The organism is Burkholderia sp. AU19243 (genome assembly GCF_018148075.1).
GTDB classification, from domain to species: Bacteria; Pseudomonadota; Gammaproteobacteria; order Burkholderiales; family Burkholderiaceae; genus Burkholderia; species Burkholderia latens_A.
Map to the genome: position 1 here is coordinate 56747 of NZ_JAGSTV010000021.1, position 20943 is coordinate 77689.

16 protein-coding genes and 1 pseudogene are annotated in these 20943 nt (G+C 67.6%); 11 read left to right on the forward strand and 6 right to left on the reverse strand.

Annotated elements, in window-relative coordinates; translation table 11 throughout:
- The first annotated feature begins 76 nt into the window (after positions 1 to 76).
- The 5 genes from KDW55_RS27190 to hutC are packed head-to-tail and all read left to right on the forward strand — an operon-like array spanning position 77 to position 4675.
- Positions 77 to 799, forward strand: a complete 723-nt coding sequence (locus KDW55_RS27190; RefSeq protein ID WP_212161659.1) for an ABC transporter permease subunit — start codon at positions 77 to 79, stop codon at positions 797 to 799.
- Between the two features lie 12 nt (positions 800 to 811).
- Entirely contained in the window at positions 812 to 1558 is a 747-nt protein-coding gene (locus KDW55_RS27195; RefSeq protein ID WP_212161660.1) for an ABC transporter permease subunit, read from the forward strand.
- 28 nt (positions 1559 to 1586) lie between these two features.
- Positions 1587 to 2378 carry an ATP-binding cassette domain-containing protein gene (locus tag KDW55_RS27200; RefSeq protein ID WP_038570770.1) on the forward strand — a complete coding sequence of 264 codons (792 nt, stop codon included), beginning with the start codon at positions 1587 to 1589 and terminating at the stop codon, positions 2376 to 2378.
- Positions 2379 to 2385: 7 nt separating this feature from the next.
- Positions 2386 to 3879 carry a histidine ammonia-lyase gene (gene hutH / locus KDW55_RS27205; protein WP_212161662.1) on the forward strand — a complete coding sequence of 498 codons (1494 nt, stop codon included), beginning with the start codon at positions 2386 to 2388 and terminating at the stop codon, positions 3877 to 3879.
- A 40-nt stretch (positions 3880 to 3919) separates the two neighbouring features.
- Complete coding sequence (hutC, locus tag KDW55_RS27210; RefSeq protein WP_038570764.1) at positions 3920 to 4675, forward strand: histidine utilization repressor; 756 nt, start codon at positions 3920 to 3922, stop codon at positions 4673 to 4675.
- A 9-nt stretch (positions 4676 to 4684) separates the two neighbouring features.
- Here the strand turns inward: hutC and KDW55_RS27215 are convergent, their stop codons facing one another.
- The 3 genes from KDW55_RS27215 to KDW55_RS27225 all read right to left on the reverse strand — a co-directional run bounded on the left by KDW55_RS27215 (position 4685) and on the right by KDW55_RS27225 (position 9040).
- Complete coding sequence (locus tag KDW55_RS27215) at positions 4685 to 5866, reverse strand: fumarylacetoacetate hydrolase family protein (RefSeq protein WP_212161663.1); 1182 nt, start codon at positions 5864 to 5866, stop codon at positions 4685 to 4687.
- A 33-nt stretch (positions 5867 to 5899) separates the two neighbouring features.
- Positions 5900 to 7681 carry an IlvD/Edd family dehydratase gene (locus KDW55_RS27220; protein WP_038570759.1) on the reverse strand — a complete coding sequence of 594 codons (1782 nt, stop codon included), beginning with the start codon at positions 7679 to 7681 and terminating at the stop codon, positions 5900 to 5902.
- 321 nt (positions 7682 to 8002) lie between these two features.
- Positions 8003 to 9040 (reverse strand): LacI family DNA-binding transcriptional regulator, encoded by a 1038-nt coding sequence (locus KDW55_RS27225; protein ID WP_080294420.1) that lies wholly within the window; start codon positions 9038 to 9040, stop codon positions 8003 to 8005.
- Positions 9041 to 9340: 300 nt separating this feature from the next.
- Between KDW55_RS27225 and KDW55_RS27230 the strand changes: the two genes are divergently transcribed.
- From KDW55_RS27230 to KDW55_RS27240, 3 genes are all read left to right on the forward strand, one after another.
- Entirely contained in the window at positions 9341 to 10687 is a 1347-nt protein-coding gene (locus KDW55_RS27230) for an MFS transporter (RefSeq protein WP_038570753.1), read from the forward strand.
- Positions 10688 to 10943: 256 nt separating this feature from the next.
- Positions 10944 to 11663 (forward strand): response regulator transcription factor, encoded by a 720-nt coding sequence (locus KDW55_RS27235; protein WP_038570751.1) that lies wholly within the window; start codon positions 10944 to 10946, stop codon positions 11661 to 11663.
- Positions 11663 to 13156: a HAMP domain-containing sensor histidine kinase gene (locus tag KDW55_RS27240; RefSeq protein WP_212161664.1), complete on the forward strand. Its 1494-nt coding sequence runs from the start codon at positions 11663 to 11665 to the stop codon at positions 13154 to 13156. Before KDW55_RS27235 ends, KDW55_RS27240 begins: the two co-directional genes overlap by 1 nt.
- Before the next feature lie 120 nt (positions 13157 to 13276).
- On the opposite strand, the pseudogene KDW55_RS27245 reads toward KDW55_RS27240, so the two are convergent.
- Positions 13277 to 13581: pseudogene (locus tag KDW55_RS27245) on the reverse strand (helix-turn-helix domain-containing protein); the annotation flags it as partial.
- A gap of 75 nt (positions 13582 to 13656) precedes the next feature.
- Between KDW55_RS27245 and KDW55_RS27250 the strand changes: the two are divergent.
- A complete protein-coding gene (locus KDW55_RS27250; protein ID WP_249174124.1) occupies positions 13657 to 14847 on the forward strand; it encodes an AraC family transcriptional regulator in 1191 nt (396 codons plus the stop codon).
- 435 nt (positions 14848 to 15282) lie between these two features.
- On the opposite strand, the gene pntB is transcribed toward KDW55_RS27250, so the two are convergent.
- Together pntB and KDW55_RS27260 are read right to left on the reverse strand one after the other, a co-directional pair.
- Entirely contained in the window at positions 15283 to 16695 is a 1413-nt protein-coding gene (gene pntB, locus KDW55_RS27255) for a Re/Si-specific NAD(P)(+) transhydrogenase subunit beta (protein WP_038570745.1), read from the reverse strand.
- 13 nt (positions 16696 to 16708) lie between these two features.
- Entirely contained in the window at positions 16709 to 18310 is a 1602-nt protein-coding gene (locus KDW55_RS27260) for a Re/Si-specific NAD(P)(+) transhydrogenase subunit alpha (RefSeq protein ID WP_038570742.1), read from the reverse strand.
- Positions 18311 to 18964: 654 nt separating this feature from the next.
- Between KDW55_RS27260 and KDW55_RS27265 the strand changes: the two genes are divergently transcribed.
- Together KDW55_RS27265 and KDW55_RS27270 are read left to right on the forward strand one after the other, a co-directional pair.
- Positions 18965 to 20755, forward strand: coding sequence for an acyl-CoA dehydrogenase (locus KDW55_RS27265; RefSeq protein ID WP_069242190.1), 1791 nt, complete (start codon positions 18965 to 18967; stop codon positions 20753 to 20755).
- Positions 20756 to 20789: 34 nt separating this feature from the next.
- Positions 20790 to 20943: FAD-dependent oxidoreductase (locus KDW55_RS27270; protein ID WP_155753802.1), on the forward strand; the 154-nt coding region annotated here is incomplete at its 3' end.

Sequence of the window (20943 nt, forward strand, 5' to 3'; positions counted from 1 at the left end):
GCCGCCGCCGCGCAAGCGGCTCGCACGCGCGCGGCGGCATGCGCCTGACGATTCATTCAACTTGCAGGAGGCACGCATGGCGATTCTCGAAATGCTCGGCTTCGGCGCCGAAGGCTGGGGTGGCGTGCTGCTGCTCGCCGCGCTGATGACCGTCGCGCTGACGCTGGCCGCGCTGGCGGTCGGCGCCGTCATCGGCGCGGCGATCGCGGCGGCGAAGCTGTCGCGCCACCGCAGCGCGCGCGTGCTCGGCGACCTGTACACGACCGTGTTTCGCGGCGTGCCCGAATTGCTCGTCATCTACCTGTTCTATTTCGGCGGCTCGACGCTCGTTACGGCCGTCGGCCAATGGTTCGGTGCGGAAGGCTTCATCGGCGTGCCGCCGTTCGTGATCGGCGCGCTTGCGGTCGGCATGATCTCCGGTGCGTACCAGGCGGAGGTGTATCGCGCGGCCGTGCTCGCGGTTTCGAAGGGTGAGCTGGAAGCGGCGCGCTCGATCGGCATGCCGCGCAGCATGGTGCTGCGCCGCATCCTGATTCCGCAGGTGCTGCGCTTCGCATTGCCGGGTGTCGGCAACGTGTGGCAACTGAGCCTGAAGGACTCGGCATTGATCTCGGTCACCGGCCTCGCCGAGCTGCTGCGCACGAGCCAGATCGCCGCGAATTCGACGCACCAGTATTTCGTGTTCTTCGTCGCCGGCGGTGCGTTGTATCTGCTGATGACGGGGCTGTCGAACCGCGTGTTCAACCGGGCCGAGGCGATCGTCGGCCGATCGTTTCGCCGCAATTTCGCGCGCAATTGACGGAGAACCAGCATGTCCATCGATTTCGCCTTTCTCGTCGATACGCTGCGCCAGCTCCTCGCGGCCGTGCCCACCACGCTCGGCCTGTTCTCCGCATCGCTCGTACTCGGCGGCCTGCTGTCGCTCGTGATCGTCGCGATGCGCGTGTCGCCGCATTGGTTGCCGAACCGCTTTGCGCGGGCCTACATCCTCGTGTTTCGCGGCTCGCCGCTGCTGATCCAGATGTTCCTCGTGTATTACGGGCTCGGTCAGTTCGGCGTGATCCGCGAGAGCTTCATGTGGCCGCTGCTGCGCGAGCCGTACGTGTGCGCGGTGCTCTCGCTCGCGCTGTGCACGGCGGGCTACACGGCCGAGATTCTGCGCGGCGGGTTGATGGCCGCGCCGGTTGGCCAGATCGAGGCCGGATATTCGATCGGGCTGTCGGGCTTGGCGCTGCTGCGTCGCGTGATCGGTCCGATCGCGTTGCGCCAGTGCCTGCCCGCGTATTCGACCGAAGCCGTGCTGCTCGTCAAGTCGACCGCGCTGGCCAGCCTCGTCACCGTATGGGAAGTGACGGGCGTCGCGCAGCAGATCATCCAGCAAACGTATCGGACGACCGAGGTGTTCATCTGCGCGGCCCTCATCTATCTCGGCCTGAACTTCATCGTCGTGCGCGTGCTCGGCGCGCTCGAATGGCGACTATCCGGCCACCTGCGTGCGCCGAAGCCATCCGGTGCGCCGGCCGCGGCGACGCGCAATCCTCAACGCGTCGCGCCATGAGCGTGCCCGTTCTTTCCAGGAGAATCCGATGAACACCGCTGCTCCCGTTGCGCTGTCGGTCAGGAACATTCACAAGTCGTTCGGCGATCACCACGTTCTGAAGGGCATTTCGCTCGACGCGCACGAGGGTGACGTCATCTCGATTCTCGGCGCGAGCGGATCGGGAAAAAGCACGTTCCTGCGCTGCCTGAATCTGCTCGAGACGCCCGACGACGGCTCCGTCGCGCTGGGCGGAGAGGAGCTGGCGATGAAGCGCGCGCGCGACGGCAAGCTGCATCCGAGCGATCGGCGCCAGGTCGACCGGATCCGCTCCCAGCTCGGGATGGTGTTCCAGAACTTCAACCTCTGGTCGCACATGACCGTGCTCGACAATCTCGTCGAGGGGCCGCTGCGCGTGCAGAAGCGCAGCCGCGCGGAAGCGGTCGAGGAGGCCGAGGCGCTGCTCGCGCGCGTCGGCCTCGCCGACAAGCGCGGCCACTATCCGGCTCATCTGTCGGGCGGCCAGCAGCAGCGCGTCGCGATTGCCCGCGCGCTCGCGATGCATCCGAAGGTGATGCTGTTCGACGAACCGACGTCCGCGCTCGACCCCGAGCTGGTCGGCGAGGTGCTGCGCGTGATGCGCTCGCTCGCGGAAGAAGGGCGCACGATGCTGGTCGTCACGCACGAGATGGGTTTTGCACGTCACGTGTCGAATCGCGTGATGTTCCTGCATCAGGGCGAGGTCGACACGGACGGAACGCCGGACGACGTGTTCGGCGGCCACACCTCCGAGCGCTTCCGGCAATTCGTGTCGAGCCACCACGACCGCACCACGAACTGAGGCCGCGATGACCGTATTCCGTGCAACCCGGCCGCTCGATTGGCGGCAGGTGGCGACAGTGGCGGCCGGCGAGCCGTTGCAACTGTCGGACGACACGCGCAAGCGCGTCGTTGCCGCTCGCGAACTCGTCGACGCGATCGTCGCGCGCGGGATTCGCGCGTACGGCGTCAATACCGGCGTCGGTGCGCTGTGCGACGTCATCGTGTCGCCGGCGCAGCAGAGCGCGTTGTCGCGCAGCATCCTGATGAGCCATGCGGTCGGCGTCGGCATGCCGCTCGGCGCGGCCGAAACGCGCGCGATCATCGCGGCGGCGATCAACAATTACGCGCACGGACATTCGGGCGTGCGAGCCGACGTGGTTGACCAGCTCGTCGCGCTGCTCGACCACGATTGCCTGCCGGAGGTGCCCGCACATGGCTCGGTCGGCTATCTGACCCACATGGCGCACGTCGCGCTCGTTTGCATCGGGCATGGCCATGCGCGCCATCGCGGCGAACGCATTTGCGGCGACGAGGCGCTGCGGCGCATCGGCCGCGAACCGCTCGCGCTCGGCGCGAAGGAGGGATTGAGCCTGGTCAACGGCACGCCCTGCGTGACCGGGCTCGCGGCACTCGCGCTCGCCCGCGCGGAACGGCTGCTCGACTGGGCCGACTGGATCGCGGCGGCCAGCTTCGAGAATCTTGGCGGGCAGCTTGCCGCGTTCGACCCGGCATCGCTCGCGCTGCGGATTTCGCCGGGTATCGCGCACGTCGGTGCGCGCTTGCGGACGATGCTCGCCGACAGCCCGATGCTTGCCGCGGCCAACGGCCGGCATACGCAGGATCCGCTCAGCCTGCGCACGATTCCGCACGTGCATGGCGCGGCCCGCGACGTGTTCGCGGTTACGGCGGAGGTCGTCGATCGCGAGCTTGCATCCGTGACCGACAACCCGATCGTGGCCGGCACGCGCGACGCGCCGGTCGTTTATTCACAGGCGCACGCGGTCGGCGCCGGCATCGCGCTGGCGATGGACAGTCTCGCCGCCGCGATGGCGCAGGTTGCGGCCATCGCCGAGCGGCGGCTCGACCGTCTCGTCAATCCGCTCGTGAGCGGGCTGCCCGCGTTCCTTGCGGCGCCCGGCGGCACGTGCTCGGGGTTCATGATCGCGCAGTACACGGCGGTTGCGCTGGTCGCGCAGAACCAGCGGCTCGCGGCGCCCGCGAGCCTCGACGGCGGTATCACGTCCGGGCTGCAGGAAGACCATCTGTGTCACGCGACGCCCGCCGCGCTGAAGGCGCTCGACATCATCGAAAATGCGACGCGTGTGCTCGCGATCGAGCTGCTTGCCGCCGCGCAGGCCTACGATCTGCAGACGAATGCAGCGGGCAGGGCCGCATCGACCGACGCGTTGTGGCGGCATGTCCGCGAACGCGTGCCGGTGTATCGCGACGACCGGCCGCTTGCGGACGACATCGCGGCCGCGTCGCGCATCGTCGCGGGCGAAGCGCCGCCGTTGCAGTGACGGCGGGCGGCTCATCCATCATTCATTCGGTCGAGGGCGCATGAACGAAACGGAACGACGACATTCCGCCCGGCCGGCGATCGCATCGGCCGATGCCGTGCCGGCGCGCGCACTGCCGGCCTATCAACAGATCAAGCGCTACGTCGTCGAACGGATCGCGAAGGGCGACTGGAAGCCGGGCGGCGCGATCCCGACCGAGGCCGAGCTGGTCAAGGAATTCGGCGTCGCGCGGATGACGGTGTCGCGCGCGCTGCGCGAACTGACAGCCGAACGCGTACTGACCCGCATCCAGGGCGCCGGCACGTTCGTCGAGCGCCGGCATTACGAATCGACGGTACTGGAAATCCGCAATATCGCCGACGAGATCGCCGAGCGCGGTCATCGGCACAGTGCGCGCGTCTTGCTGATCGAGCGCAGCGTCGACGCGGAAGCGATCGAAGCGCTCGGACTGCGTTCCGGGCCCGTGTTTCACTCGCGCATCGTGCATTTCGAGGAGGACGAGCCGATCCAGTTCGAGGATCGCTACGTCAATCCGGCATTGTTTCCCGACTATCTGGAGCAGGACTTCACGGTCGAGACCCCGAACCACTACATGGTGCGGCTCGCGCCGATCCAGCGCGCGGAGTTCCGGATCTACGCGGAGAAACCCAATGCGCAGGTGCGCCGCCATCTCGTGATGGAAATCGGCGAACCATGCCTGGTGCTGACGCGCCGCACGTGGGTCGGCGAGCACGTCGCGACGTCGGTCCGGCTGTGGCATCCGGCGTCGCGGTTTCATCTGGCCGGGACGATGTAGCGCCCCGCATCACGCGCGCAGCAGCCCCCGCGCCGCCAGATTCGCATACAACGCGCGCACGCCGAAAGTCCACGGCGCGATCTCCGTGCACAGCCGCACGGTATTGACGAGCGCGCCGAGCGCGGGCGTGGAGATGGTCACGCGATCGCCGAGGTGATGCGTGAAGCCGCCGCCGGGCGTGTCGCGATCCTGGATCGGCGAGAACATCGTGCCGAGAAAGAGCATGAAGCCGTCCGGGTACTGATGATGCGCGCCGCAGGTCTGCGCGACGAGCTCGGCCGGGTCGCGGCTGATCTCGCGCATGTGGCTGACGCCGTCGAGCACGAAGCCGTCGTCCGCGCCTTCGACGCGCAGCGATACGCTCGCCTGCCGCACGCTGTCCAGCGTGAAACCGTCGCCGAACAGCCGCACGAACGGACCGATCGCGCACGAGCCGTTGTTGTCCTTGCATTTGCCAAGCAGCAACGCGGAGCGGCCTTCGATATCGCGCAGGTTCACGTCGTTGCCGAGCGCCGCGCCCACCGGCCGGCCGTCGCTGCTGACGGCCAGCACGATCTCCGGTTCCGGGTTGTTCCACACGGATGCCGGCAGCAACCCGACGTCCGCGCCAAAGCCGACCGCCGACATCGGCTGAGATTTCGAGAACACCTCCGCATCGGGGCCGATGCCGACCTCCATGTATTGCGACCACGCGCCGCGGCGCTCGAGCTCGGCCTTCAGGCGCATCGCCGCTTCCGAGCCGGGAACGATTTTCGACAAATCGGTGCCGATCGTCGCGGCAATCGTTTCGCGCACGGCGCGCGCTTTGGCCGGATCGCCGCCGGCCTGTTCCTCGATCACGCGTTCGATCAGGCTGACCGCAAACGTGACGCCGCACGCCTTGATCGCCTGCACGTCGGATGGCGCGAGCAGATGCATGGCGCCAGGCGTGCCGTCGAGCGCCGCCTGCAGCAGCGGCTCGACGCGGCCGAGCGGTTCGCCCGGCGCCGCACGCGCGATTTCGACCGCATCGGGGCGGTCGAACAGATCAGCGGTGGTCGGCACGGTGCGGGTGATGTCGAACAGCTCGCCGTCGCGCACGGCGACGACGCTCGGGCCCGCATGAGCGCCGTCGTGTCGCCAGACGCGGCCGATCAGCAGCGCTTGGGCGAGGTCGTTCGGCAGGCAATCGGAAGCGGAGAGATTACGCATGGTCAGCTCGGCAAGAGTCGTGGGGCGTTTGGGTCAGTGCGAGTGGCGCGGGTTGCCGCGCTGCTCGATCACCTTCAGGTACAGCGTGGCCGGTTCGAGACAGCCGCCGGTGGACAACTGGCCGACGAAACGGCGATAAAGCTCCTGCCACGGCGTTTGCGCTTGCGGCACGGCGTAGCTTGCCGTGTCGCGTCGGCGTGCGAGCTCGTCTGCATCGACGAGCACGTCCACGCTGCGGCGATTCAGGTCGACGCGGATGCGATCGTTCGTGCGCAGCAGCGCAAGGCCGCCGCCCACCGCGGCTTCCGGCGACACGTTCAGGATCGACGGACTCGCCGACGTGCCGCTCTGGCGCCCGTCGCCCAGGCACGGCAGCGACGTCACGCCGCGCTTCACGAGCTCGGCCGGCGGCGCCATGTTGACGACCTCCGAGCTGCCCGGGTAGCCGACCGTGCCGCAGCCGCGGATCACCAGGATGCAGCGTTCGTCGATCTGCAACGCGGGATCGTTGATGCGGGCATGGTAATCCTCGGGGCCGTCGAACACGATCGCGCGCGCCTCGAACGTATTCTCCGCACCGGGCTCGGCGAGGTAGGTCCGGCGAAAGGCGTCGCCGACCACCGACATCTTCATGATCGCGCTGTCGAAGAAGTTGCCCGACAGCACCATGAAGCCCGCGCCATGCTTGAGCGGTTCGTCGGGGGTGCGAATCACGTCGCGGTCGGCGTCCGGCGCGGCGTCGGCGATCTCGCCGATCGCGCGGCCGGATACCGTCAGGCAGTCGCGCCGCAGCAGGCCGGCCGCATCGAGCTGGCGCAGCACGGCGGGCACGCCGCCCGCGCGGTGGAAGCTCTCGCCAAGGTATTCGCCGGCCGGCATGCAATTGACGAGCAGCGGCACGGCTTCGCCGAAACGCTGCCAGTCGTCCAGGCTCAGTTCGACGCCCATGTGGCGCGCGATCGCAATCAGGTGCGGCGGGCAGTTCGTCGATGCGCCGAGCGCGGACGCGACGACGATCGCGTTCTCGAACGCCGCACGCGTCATGATCTTCGACGGGCGCACGTCGTCGCGAACCAGTTCGACCGCGCGCTTGCCCGTCGCGTACGCCATCTGGCCGCGCTCGCGGTACGCGGCGGGAATGCTCGCGCAGCCCGGCAGCGACATGCCGAGCGCTTCCGCCAGGCTGTTCATCGACAATGCGGTGCCCATGGTATTGCAGTGGCCGATCGACGGCGACGATGCGGTGGTCAGCTGCATGAAGCCTTCGTAGTCGATGTCGCCGGCCGCCAGCAGGTTGCGGGCATGCCAGATCACCGTGCCCGAGCCGACGCGCTTGCCCTCGTGCCAGCCGTCGAGCATCGGGCCGCCCGACAGCACGATGGCTGGCATGTCGACCGTGGCCGCGGCCATCAGGCACGCGGGCGTGGTCTTGTCGCAGCCGGTGGTGAGCACCACACCGTCCAGCGGAAAACCATGGAGCACTTCGACGAGCCCGAGGTACGCGAGATTGCGATCGAGCGCGGCCGTAGGCCGGCGGCTCTGCTCGGCGAGCGGATGCACGGGGAACTCCATCGGAATGCCGCCCGCGTCGCGGATGCCTGCCTTGGTGCGCTCCGCCAGTTCGATATGGTGGCGGTTGCATGGCGCCAGATCGCTGCCCGTCTGCGCGATGCCGATGACCGGACGCCCGGACTGCAGTTCTTCGCGCGTGAGGCCGTAGTTCATGAAGCGCTCGACATAAAGCGCGGTCATGTCGGCGTGCGCGGGATCGTCGAACCATTCCTGGCTGCGCAGGCGGCGAGCGGTTTGCGACATGGGGGCTGTCTCCGAATGGGGCCGTGGCCGATTTTTCGTGCCGGATAGTTACCGGTAACATACGGGTCGATGTTAGCACGGAGATTTCGCGTCGAGGAAGGACGATTTTGCGTGCGCGTGCTGCCTGGGGCGCGAGCGCGTGCCGCATCCATGCGCCGGTTCGCATGACATCGAACCGGCCGGATCGACATGCGCGGCGCGCCGTTCGTGCGTGCGTGTGTCGGAGGGGCGGAGCGACGCGATGCGCGCCCGTGAACGCGCGCACGCCGCGCGCCGGCACGCGGCCGTTAACGCTCCATCCGGCAGCAGGAATTCAGTGGCTCAGGCGCTTTCCCGCGCGACGATCGTGTAATCGATGCGGATGCTGCGCGAGTCAAACGGCTCACCGTCATCGCGCGCCTGCAGCGCGGCCAGCAGCGCCTCGCCCGTGTGTCGGCCGATGCCATAGGCATCGACCGACACGGTTGTGATGGTCGGGTGGCAGCAGCTCGCGACCTCGAAGTTGCCGAAGCCGGCCACGGCCACGTCCGTCGGCACCGACAGCCCGCGCCGGTGGCATTCCATGATCGCGCCGAACGCCGACATGTCGCTCACGCACATCACCGCGTCGATGTCCGGCCACTGCTCGAGCATGGCTGCCATGGCGGGGCCGCCGTGGCTCATCGTGATCGGCGAATCGCCAAGCCGCACGACGCGCGGCGCGCCCAGTCCGAGTGCCTTGATCTCCGCCTGGTATCCCTTGAGCCGGTCCAGGCCGCGGCGGTCCAGTTCGCTGGCGCCGCCGAGAAAGCCGATGCGCCGGTAACCGCGCTCGGCGAGGTGCCGCACCATCGCACGCGCGGCGCGCACGTTGGAAAAACCCACGGCGGTATCGATCGGACGCGTGGGCAGATCCCACATCTCGACCACCGGAATGGACGAGCGAGCGAGCAACTTGCGCGTTGCATCGGTATGCTGCGCGCCGGTCAACGCGACGCAGCGCGGCTGGTGACGCAACATCGACCGCACCAGCCGTTCTTCGCGTTCGAGGTCGTAGTCGGTGTCGCCGAGCAGCAGTTGCAGGCCGTGCGGCTCCAGCGCGTCGGTCAGGCCGCGCACCGTGTCGGAGAAGTTCGAGCTCGACAGCGACGGCACCAGCACCGCGACGAATTCGGAGCGCCCCGACGACAGGGCGCCCGCCGCGGCGTCGGCCACGTAGCCGAGCTGATCGATGGCCCGGCACACGCGTTCCCGCGTGTCGGCGGCCACGCTGTGGCCGGCAAGCACGCGCGACACCGTCATCTTCGATACGCCGGCCAGGCGCGCTACGTCGGACATGCGGGGCGGTCCGGCGGGCCGGACGGCGGTAGGACTGGGCATCGGAATCGCAATCGGGAGAAAGCCGGGAAGGCTACATCATACCGGCGCCCGATGCCGCGCAGGCCGGCTGCCGCCCGTCCGCTGCCGCGACCCTTGCACTAGGGAAACCACGCGGGTTGCAGGCCTTGTACGCGTCCGTCCCGGCATTCTACCTTGATTGATGTTATCGGTATCAGAGCGCCGGTTGCTCCCGTCGTCCCGTCGGCGGTTTTTTTTCGCGTCGGAATGTTATCGGTAACATATGCGCATGACCGAACCCGCCGGTACGAAGAAGACCTATACGATCAGGAGACGACACCGATGCCATCCATTGCCCAGACCGCTGCCGCGTCGGCCGCGGCCGACCCGTCCGAGGACGCCCTTTACCGGAAGGTGATGCGGCGCATCCTGCCGTTGCTGCTGCTCTGTTACGTCGTCGCGTATCTGGACCGCGTCAACGTGGGTTTCGCGAAGCTGCAAATGCTCGACGATCTGCGGTTGAGCGACGGCGTCTACGCGCTCGGCGCGAGCATTTTCTTCTGGGGCTATTTTCTGTTCGAGATGCCGAGCAACCTGCTGCTGCACCGCTACGGCGCGCGCTTCTGGATCGCGCGGATCATGATCACGTGGGGGATCGTGTCGTCGTCGATGGCCTTCATCGTGCCGCTTGCGCAGTTCTTCCACGTGCAGACGTCCACCATGTTCTACACGCTGCGCTTCCTGCTCGGCCTGTGCGAAGCCGGCTTCTTTCCGGGCGTGATCCTGTACATGAACTACTGGTTCCCTGCGCGGCGCCAGAGCGTGGCCATGTCGGGGTTCCTGGTGGCGATCCCGTTGAGTCTCACGCTCGGCAGCGTGGTTTCAGGTTGGCTGATGGAACAGACGCACGGGCTGTCGGGCATGAGCGGCTGGCAATGGATGTTGCTGCTCGAAGGGCTGCCGTCGATCGTGGTGGCGTTCATCGTGCTCGCCTGCCTCGGCGACGGTCCGCAATCGGCGAAGTGGCTGTCGGCCGACGAGAAGGCGGTGCTGTCGCGCAATCTCGAACGCGAGGCCACGCACAAGTCGCACAGCGCCGTCGCCGCGCTGCGCAGCCCCCGCGTATGGCTGCTCACTTTCATCCTGCTCACGTTCAATACCGGCTTCTACGGGCTCGCGTTCTGGCTGCCGTCGATCATTCGCGCGTCGGGCGTGAAGAGCCCGGTGCATATCGGCCTGCTGACCGCGATTCCGTACCTCACGGCCATTTTCGCGATGGTGTGGAATGCATCGCACGCGCGCAGGACCGGCGAGCGCCGCCTGCACGCGGCGATTCCCGCGCTGATCGGCGGCGTCGGGCTGATCCTGAGCGCGGCGTGCGCGCAGAACGTCGCACTGTCGATCGTGTTCCTGACCGTCGCCACTTGCGGGATCCTCGCGCTGATGCCGATCTACTGGACGTTCCCCGGCCAGATCCTGTCGGGCACGGCAGCAGCTGCGGGCATTGCGCTGATCAACTCGGTGGGCAACCTGTCCGGCTTCACGGGTTCGATGATCACCGGCATCGCGAAGGAAATGACCGGCAACATCAACAACGGCACCTATGCGCTCGGCGCCTGCCTGCTGGTCAGCTGCGTGCTGATCCTGTCGATTCCGCGCAGCATCCTGCGGCCGCCGGCCGACCGGTAGCAGGAAGCGAACGTGCCGGCCGCCGGGAAGAGCCCGCACGAGCTCGCGGCAGCGGGGAAGCCGAAGGGGAAAAGGCGAATTGCGCGATCCAAAACTTAAACGAAACGTGATCCCTTTCCGGAGCGAAATTCCGCACAATGGCGGTAACGCGGCGTGGCTGCCGCGATTCGTCCCCGGTCGTCGGTAATCGGCGCCGGGCCGTCCGGAACTGCCTTCCGGCTTCCCAGACCGTACCGCCGCACGACTTGCCGCCACCATGGACCACCCCAAACGCATCCTGATCGTCGAAGACGACGCGGACATCGCCGATGTGCTCAGCCTGCACCTGCGCGACGAGCGCTACGAGGTCGTGCATAGCGCGGACGGCACCGAAGGCCTGCGCCTGCTCGAACAGGGCAACTGGGACGCGCTGATCCTCGACCTGATGCTGCCGGGCGTCGACGGCCTCGAAATCTGCCGTCGGGCCCGCGCGATGGCGCGCTACACGCCGATCATCATCACCAGCGCACGCTCGAGCGAGGTGCACCGGATCCTCGGGCTCGAGCTCGGCGCCGACGACTACCTCGCGAAGCCGTTCTCGGTGCTCGAACTCGTCGCTCGGGTGAAGGCGCTGTTGCGGCGTGTCGACGCGCTCGCGCGCGACTCGCGGATCGATGCGGGCACGCTCGACGTCGCGGGCCTGTCGATCGACCCGATCGCGCGGGAAGCGAGCGTCGACGGCACGCGCATCGACCTCACGCCCCGCGAATTCGACCTGCTGTATTTCTTCGCGCGGCACCCGGGCAAGGTGTTCTCGCGGATGGACCTGCTGAACGCCGTGTGGGGTTACCAGCACGAAGGCTACGAACACACGGTGAACACCCACATCAACCGGCTGCGCGCGAAGATCGAGGCCGATCCGGCCGAGCCGGTGCGGATCCTCACCGTATGGGGCCGCGGCTACAAGCTCGCCGCGCCGGGCCAGCGGGACGGGTGATGAAACTGACCCTCACCCAGCGGCTGTCGTGCGTATTCGCGGTGCTGCTCCTCGCATGTTCGGGCGCGTCCGCGTGGCTGCAGATTCGTGCGAACGACATGCGCGAGAAGGAAGTCGTGCAGAGCCTGTCGCGCGATCTGGCCGCGCATATCGCGAGCAGCACGCCGCTGATGGACGCGAACGGGCTGCGCCCGGACGCCGTGCGCACGCTGTTCGGCCAGTTGATGGGCGTGAACCCGAGCGTGGAGGTGTACCTGCTCGACAACGCGGGGCGCATCAAGGGCGACGACGCGCCGCCGGGCCACGTGAAGCGCGACCGTGTCGATCTCGCTCCGGTGCAGCGCTTCATCGCGGGCGACGCGCTGCCGATCCTCGGCGACGATCCGCGCAGCCCGGACGCACGCAAGGTGTTCAGCGCCGCGCCGCTGCAGCGTGCAGGGCAGCCGCCTTCGGGCTATATCTACGTGGTGCTGCTCGGCGAAGCGCACGACCGGCTGGCCGCGCGCTTCGACGCCGGCAACGTGTTGCGCACGACGCTATGGTCGATGGCGGTCGTCGCGTTGCTCGGGCTGCTCGCGGGCCTGACCGCGTTCAGCTTCATTACGCGCCCGCTGCGCCGGCTGACCGACGCGATGCGCCGCTTCGACGCGGACGGTGCGCCCGACACTCAGCCGCCGGTGCCGCGTTCGCCGCCAGGGCGGCGCGGCGACGACATCGCGGTGCTCGAATCCGCGTTCGCGCAGATGGCCGACCGGATCGGCGACCAGTGGCGCGCATTGACGCGCCAGGACCAGCAGCGCCGCGAACTGATCACGAACATCTCGCACGATCTGCGCACGCCGCTGACGTCGCTGCACGGCTATCTGGAAACGTTGTCGCTGAAGTCCGACACGCTCGCCGAGGCCGAACGCCGCCGCTATCTGTCGATCGCGCTCGCGCAGAGCGCGAAGGTCGGCCGGCTCGCGCAGGCGCTGTTCGAGCTCGCGCGGCTCGAGTCGGGCGGCGTGCAGGCCGAGCGCGAGCCGTTCTCGCTCGTCGATCTCGTGCAGGACGTATTCCAGAAGTTCGAACTGGCCGCACAGTCGCGCGGCATCGCACTGCATGCGCGAATTCCGTCGCGCGTGCCGGCCGTATCGGCCGATCTCGCGATGATCGAGCGCGTGCTGACGAACCTGCTCGACAACGCGTTGCGGCATACGCCGCAACACGGCGAAGTCGAAGTCGCGCTGACGCCGCGCGACGATCGCGTGGTCGTGACCGTGTCCGACACCGGCGAAGGAATTCCGCCGGCGCGGCGCGAAGGGCTGTTCCAGCGTCCGCAGCGGCCGATGAACGTCGGCACGGCGACGAGCGGCGGCCTCGGCCTGCTGATCGTGCACCGGATGCTCGCGCTGAACGGCAGCGCGATCCGGCTCGTCGAGCGGGACGGGCGCGGTGCGGTGTTCGAGTTCGCGTTGCCGGTTGCGCAGCCGGCGACGGGCGAGGGGCGGTGAAACTGCGCGCGGGTTAGCGGCTCGAAGCTCAAGGCTCAAGGCTCAAGGCTCAAGGCTCAAAGCCCAAAGCCCAAAGCTCAAATCTCAAATCTCAAATCTCAAATCTCAAGGCGCGGCGAACTACCCGCCGCGCCTGCGCCGCGCGTCGCTCGGCGTCATGCCGGTCCAGCGCTTGAACGCATGGCGGAATCCGACCGCGTCGCTGAAGCCGAGCGTCAGTGCGACGTCCTCGGTGCGGAGCGTGGTGGTGCCCGGATAGTCGATTGCGAGCGACTGCGCACGCTCGTCCACAACTCGCTGTACGACGTGCCTCCGGCGTCGAGCTTGCGGCGCAGCGGGCGCGACGTCATGCGCAGCGTGTCGGCGATGGCGTCGATGTGGGCGAATGGCTCCGGCGTGCGAGTCAGTTCCTGATACACGCGCCGCCGCGCGGTCGAGCGTCGTCTGCCGAAGTCGACGGTCGGCGAGATCCTGCGCTGCGAGCCCGGCCGCGTCGACTGATGGCGCCGAAGCGCCGGGTGCTCACCGGCGCGCGGGCCGATGCGCGGACAACCGGTAAAGCCTCGGCCGCAGCCGCGAGCGCACCGACAGCCCTGCATCGGCCGCTCAAGTACAATGCGAGCGGTTCGATCGACGGGGATGCGATGACCGGTTCAGACTCACCTTCCGCCCGGGCCGGGCGAGCGCTGCCTTCGCCGAGCGCGACGGTGCCGATCTCGCTCGTGAACGGGTTTCTCGCGAGCGCGGGCGTGCAGCGCGACGTGGTCGAGCGCTACCTGCGCGGCGCCGCCATCCCGCTCGAGCTGCTCGGCGAGCCGCATGCACGCGTGACGGAAGAGCAGTTCTCGACGCTGTATCGCACGCTCGCGATCGATCTCGACGACGAGATGCCGGGCATCTTCTCGCGCCCGCTGCGCGGCGGCACGCTGAAGTATCTGTGCCTGAGCCTGCTCGATGCGCGCAACCTCGAAACGGCGCTGCATCGTTTCGGCCAGTTCTTCCATATCCTGCTCGACGACTTCTTCGTCGAATCGAAGCGCGACGGTCTGGTCGCGCAGGTGCTGCTGCGCCCGAACCCGGCCGTCGGCCCGATCGGCGCGCTCGGCCAGGAGCTGATGCTCAAGCTCGTGCACGGCGTGTGCTCGTGGCTGATCGGGCAGAAGATTCCGCTGCTGAAGATCGAGCTCGCGTGTCCGCGGCCGCGCCACGCGGTCGAGCACCTGTACTTCTTCACGGGGGCCGTGCAGTTCGACTGCGAACGTACGCTGATGCGCTTCAGCGCCGACTACCTCGACGCGCCGATCCGGCAGAGCAAGCGAAACCTGCGCAAGTTTCTCGCACGCGCGCCGGGCGACTGGATCTTCGAATCGTTCAGCGAGCAGCTCGTGTGTCATCGCGTGCGGCAGTACCTGTCGGCGGCGCTGCCCGACCTGCCGGTGATCGATCAGGCCGCCGAGCACCTGCATTGCTCGGTGCGCACGCTGAGTCGTCACCTCGCCGCGGAAGGCACGACGTTCCAGGCGCTCAAGGACGAACTGCGGCGCGACATCGCGATCCAGCGGCTGACCGACACACTCGACACGATCGCGGCGATCGGCGCAGATATCGGCTTCGACGATCCGAGCGCGTTTCATCGCGCATTCCGGCACTGGACGGGCAGTACGCCGGGGACTTACCGGCGGCGTGCGTAACGCGGCGGGCGGAATCTGCCCGCGTCGAACTTGTTCCCATAACCGGCATCCTTCGCGCGCTCCCATGGATGGCTCCCGTCGGGGCCGCTCGTCAATGCACGGCGCGCACCGGCGTTCGGCGACGCGCACGCCGCGAGCAGCCAGCATGATGCGCAGGCGCGGAGAAATCACGAAGCGGTTCGTCGATCATCGTCGTTCGGCTTTCCCGAAGCCGGTAGCGCGCCCACCGCGCCAACCGATGTGAACGTGCGCCGCCGCGTTCATCGTCCGCGTGCGGCGGTGCGGCGAGGGTGGGAGAGGGTTGCTACGACGTGCGACGCAGACGGGTGGATGCCGGGTGCGGACAACGCGTCCGGCCCGGGCATCCGCGATGATGGTTCGGCGCGTGCGCGGCGCCGGAGCGGCTTGGCGGCCGGCTCCCGCGCGCGGCCGGATTCAGGCCTTCAGCGCACCGAAGATCTCGTCCAGCATCGATTTCGCGTCGCCGAACAGCATCCGGTTGTTGTCCTTGTAGAACAGCGGATTGTCGACGCCCGCGTAGCCGGACGCCATGCTGCGCTTCATCACGATCGACGTCTTCGCCTTCCACACTTCCAGCACCGGCATCCCGGCGATCGGGCTCGACGGGTCGTCCTGCGCGGCCGGGTTCACGATGTCGTTCGCGCCGATCACCATCGACACGTCGGCTTCGGGGAAGTCGTCGTTGATCTCGTCCATCTCCATCACGATGTCGTACGGCACCTTCGCTTCGGCCAGCAGCACGTTCATGTGGCCGGGCATGCGGCCCGCGACCGGATGGATCGCGAAGCGCACGTCCACGCCTTTCTCGCGCAGCAGTTTAGTCAGTTCGAATACCGTGTGCTGGGCCTGCGCAACGGCCATCCCATAGCCGGGTACGATGATTACGCGCTTCGCCTCGCGCAGCAGCTCGGCCGTCTCCGCCGCGCTGACCGCGACCGCTTCGCCGGCCGGTTGCGCACCGCCGCCGGCAGCCGCCGGCGCGCCGGCGCCGCTGCCGAAGCCGCCCGCGATCACGCTGATGAAATTGCGGTTCATCGCGCGGCACATGATGTACGACAGGATCGCACCGGACGAGCCGACCAGCGCGCCGATCACGATCAGCAGGTCGTTGCCGAGCATGAAGCCGGTCGCGGCCGCGGCCCACCCCGAGTAGCTGTTGAGCATCGACACGACGACGGGCATGTCCGCGCCGCCGATCGCCATCACCATGTGCACGCCGAACAGCAGCGAGATCACGGTCATCACGACGAGCGGCAGCATGCCGTCCTGGATCGTCTCCGCATGCAGGAACGCGCGGCCGAAGTACAGCACGATCAGCAGCGCGGCGAGATTCAGCCAGTGCCGTGCGGGCAGCAGCAGCGGCTTGCCGCCGATCTTGCCCGACAGCTTGCCGAACGCGATGATCGAGCCCGCGAACGTCACGGCACCGATCAGGATGCCGACATAAATCTCGACCTCGTGAATGGCCTTCTCCGCGCCGGTGAACGGCAGCGACGTGTCGATGTAGCTCGCGAAACCGACGAGGCACGCCGCGAGACCGACGAGGCTGTGCATCAGCGCGACCAGTTCGGGCATCTGCGTCATCTGCACTTTCTTTGCGGCGTAGAGGCCGATCGCGCCGCCGACGACCAGCGCGGCGACCACGTACGGAATGCCGGCGGCCGACACGCGCGGGCCGGCGACCGTCGCCAGCACGGCGATCAGCATGCCGATCATGCCGAGCAGGTTGCCGCGGCGCGCGGTTTCGGGGTTCGCGAGGCCGCCGAGGCTCAGGATGAACAGGATCGCGGCGCCGATATAGGAGACGGTAGTCAGGTTGGAAGTCATTATTGTCGTCCCCTTATTTGCGGAACATCGCCAGCATGCGGCGCGTGACCGCGAAGCCGCCGAACATGTTGACGGCCGTGAGCGTCAGCGCGCCGACCGCGAGGCCGAGGATCAGCCCCGACGGACGATCGCCGGCATTAGCCAGCTCGCCGAGCGGCGGTGCGACCTGCACGAGCGCGCCGATCGCGATGATCGACGAGATCGCGTTGGTCACGCTCATCAGCGGCGTGTGCAGCGACGGCGTGACGTTCCAGATCACCATGTAGCCGACGAAGCACGCGAGCACGAACACCGTGAAGTGCGACAGGAAGCTGGCCGGTGCGAACTGGCCGACCAGCAGGAATGCGACTGCGCCGATCGCGAACACGATCGCGAGCGCCTTCGCCGACATCGGCTCGCCGCTGTGGCCGTGACCTTTCGACTTCGCCGGCGCGGCTGCCGCGGGTGCGGCCGCGGCCGGTTTGGGCGCGACGGCCGGCTGCTTGAGCGGCGGCGGCGGCCACGTGACGCTGCCTTCCTTGATTACGGTGAGGCCGCGGATCGCGTCGTCGTCGAAATCGACGTTGATCGTGCCGTCCTTGCCTTTGCAAAGCTCCTCGATCACGCGCAGCAGGTTCGTCGCGTACAGCGTCGACGACTGCCGCGACAGACGCGATGCGAGATCGGTATAGCCGACGATCGTTACGCCGTGGCGCACGACGGCCTCGCCCGGAACCGTGAGCTCGCAGTTGCCGCCCTGTTCGGCGGCCATGTCGACGATCACGCTGCCGGGCTTCATCGACTGCACCATGTCGGCGGTGATCAGCTTCGGCGCCGGCTTGCCGGGAATCAGCGCGGTCGTGATGATGATGTCGGCGTCCTTCGCCTGCTGCGCGTACATCGCGCGCTGCGCCTGCTGGAAGCCTTCGCTCATCACCTTCGCATAACCGCCGCCGCCCGAGCCTTCCTCTTCGTAGTCGACCTTGACGAATTCGCCGCCGAGCGACTTGACCTGATCGGCCACTTCCGCACGCGTGTCGTTGGCGCGCACGATCGCGCCGAGGCTTGCGGCCGTGCCGATCGCGGCCAGCCCCGCCACGCCGGCGCCGGCGATGAACACCTTGGCCGGCGGGATCTTGCCGGCCGCGGTGACCTGCCCGTTGAGGAAGCGGCCGAACGCATGCGCGGCCTCGATCACCGCGCGATAGCCGCTGATACCGGCCATCGACGTGAGCGCGTCCATCTTCTGCGCGCGCGACAGCGTGCGCGGCAGAGAATCGATCGCGAGCACGGTCGCGCGCTTCGCCGCGAGCTGCTGCATCAGTTCGGGATTCTGCGCGGGCCACACGAAGCCGATCAGCGTGCCGCCTTCGCGCATCAGCGCGACTTCGTCGCTGCTCGGCGGGCGCACCTTCAACACGATGTCGCTGCCCGACCACAGCTCGGCCGCGGTCGCGGCGATGCTGGCGCCGGCCGCGCGATACGCGTCGTCGTCAAAGTTCGCGCCGGCACCGGCGCCGCTTTGAACGGCCACCGCAAACCCCAGCTTGATCAGTTTCTCGACCACTTCGGGAACGGTCGCAACGCGCCGTTCGCCGGTGGCTGTCTCCACAGGAATCCCAATCTGTAATGTCATAGTATGAAAGATGGGTGATGGCCATCGCGAAGCGCGCGGGCCGGTGCGTCAAGTTACCAGAATCATGCGGGTGTTTTGTGCACAGGCTGCATGATTGCATAACAAAAATGCACGGTCGTTCGTAGTGCGCGGACGATGCTTTCGCCGCGATGCGCGCGCGTGTCGGGGAAGGGCAGCACGCGGTCGCGTCGAGCACATCCTCCGTTGCACTGTTGTGTTTTATCGACGCGCACGCAGCATCCTGTCGAGCGGTTGCTGACCATGCGCGTGCAGGCCGGTCGCGCTGCGCGGCGCCGCGCGAAACCGGCGGCGTATCTTCAACGTGCCGTCCGGGCGCTGGAAACGGTTCCGGCGCGATTGCGCGATCCGGCGGCGCGTTAGTGCCGTCGGCCCGCGCCGGCCGGTACGCGCGGTGCGTGCGGTTGCCGCCGCATTCGCCGAAACCGGTGACGGCCAAACCCGCAGCCGGCCGGGCTTTTGGCGGATCGCCCCCACATCTGGTGGCCGATTTTGTCACCATCTGGGCCGGATATGACAATGGAAATCGGCCGGTTCGGCATTACGATGGGCTACGACGTCGCCTGGCGCTGGCCGGTTTTGCCGCAGCCGCCCGGGCCGCGCGCCTCATTCACCGCCTGATTTGGAACATCGACCATGAGCTATAACGCCCCTGTCAAGGACATGCTGTTCGTGCTGAAGGAACTCGCGGGCATCGACACCGTCGCGCAGCTGCCGGGCTTCGAGGAAGCCGGCTACGACACCGCGCAGGCCGTGCTCGACGAATCCGCGAAGTTCTGTGGCGAAGTGCTGGCGCCGCTGAACGTCGAAGGCGACCGCAACCCGAGCAGCTGGAAGGACGGCGTCGTGACCGCGACGCCGGGCTTCGGCGCCGCGTTCCGCCAGTTCGTCGAAGGCGGCTGGCAGGGCCTGCAGCATCCGGTCGAGTACGACGGCCAGGGGCTGCCGAAGCTGATCGCGACGCCGTGCATCGAGATGCTGAACGCGTCGAACCTGTCGTTCGCGCTGTGTCCGTTGCTCACCGACGGCGCGATCGAGGCCCTGCTGACGGCCGGCACCGACGAACAGAAGCAGCGTTACGTGCCGAAGCTGATCTCGGGAGAATGGACGGGCACGATGAACCTGACCGAGCCGCAGGCCGGCTCGGACCTCGCGCTGGTGCGCTCGCGCGCCGAGCCGCAGGGCGACGGCACGTACAAGGTGTTCGGCACCAAGATCTTCATCACGTGGGGCGAGCACGACATGGCGGACAACATCGTCCATCTCGTGCTGGCGCGCACGCCGAATGCGCCGGAAGGCGTAAAGGGCATTTCGCTGTTCATCGTCCCGAAGTTCCTCGTCAACGAAGACGGCTCGCTCGGCGCACGTAACGACGTGCACTGCGTATCGATCGAGCACAAGCTCGGGATCAAGGCGAGCCCGACCGCGGTGCTGCAATACGGCGACCACGGCGGCGCGATCGGTTACCTGGTCGGCGAAGAGAATCGCGGCCTCGAATACATGTTCATCATGATGAACGCCGCGCGCTTCGGTGTCGGGATGCAGGGAATCGGCGTCGCCGACCGTGCATACCAGAAGGCCGCGGCTTTCGCGAAGGAGCGTGTACAAAGCCGCCCGGTCGACGGATCGGCGAAGCAGTCGGTGACCATCATCCATCACCCGGACGTGCGCCGGATGCTCGGCACGATGCGCGCGCTGACCGAGGGCGCGCGCGCACTCGCGTACGTGGCCGCCGCGCACAGCGACATCGCACACCGTCATTCGGACAACGCGACGCGCGCGCGTCATCAGGCAATTTATGAATATCTGGTCCCGGTCGTGAAGGGCTGGAGCACCGAGATGGTGAACGACGTGGCGAGTCTCGGCGTGCAGGTGCACGGCGGGATGGGCTTCATCGAGGAAACCGGCGCCGCGCAGTATTACCGCGATGCGCGAATCCTTGCGATCTACGAAGGCACGACCGCGATCCAGGCGAACGATCTGGTCGGCCGCAAGACGCTGCGCGACGGCGGCGCGGTCGCGAAGGCGCTGATCGCGGAGATCGGCGATACGGTCGCGGCGCTCGGCAAGATCGACGGCGCAGCGGCTGCATCGATGAAGACGCAGCTCGAGAACGGTGCGCGCGCGTTGTCGACGGTGGTCGACTACGTGCTCGCAAACGCGAAGCAGGATCCGAACGCGGTGTTCGCGGGCAGCGTGCCGTACCTGAAACTCGCGGGTGTCGTGCTGTGCGGATGGCAGATGGCCCGCGCGCTGCTGGCCGCGCATGCGAACCGCGCGAGCGACACGGCGTTCTTCGACGCGAAGATCGCAGTCGCACAATGCTATGCGGAGCACGTGCTCGTGCAGGCAGGCGCGCTCGAAACGTCGATCGTCGGCGCGAAGGGCAACGAGAGCGTGCTCGCATTGACGGAAGACCAGTTCTGACCGTAACGGTAGGGGCGCAGGAGGAGACAGGATTTTGACCACACAGGACTTGCTCGCGCAGTACGGCCCGCGCGAATCGATGGAATACGACGTCGTGATCGTCGGCGGCGGCCCCGCCGGGCTGTCGGCGGCGATCCGGCTCAAGCAGCTGGCCGCCGAGAAAGGCGCCGAGATCGGCGTGTGCGTGC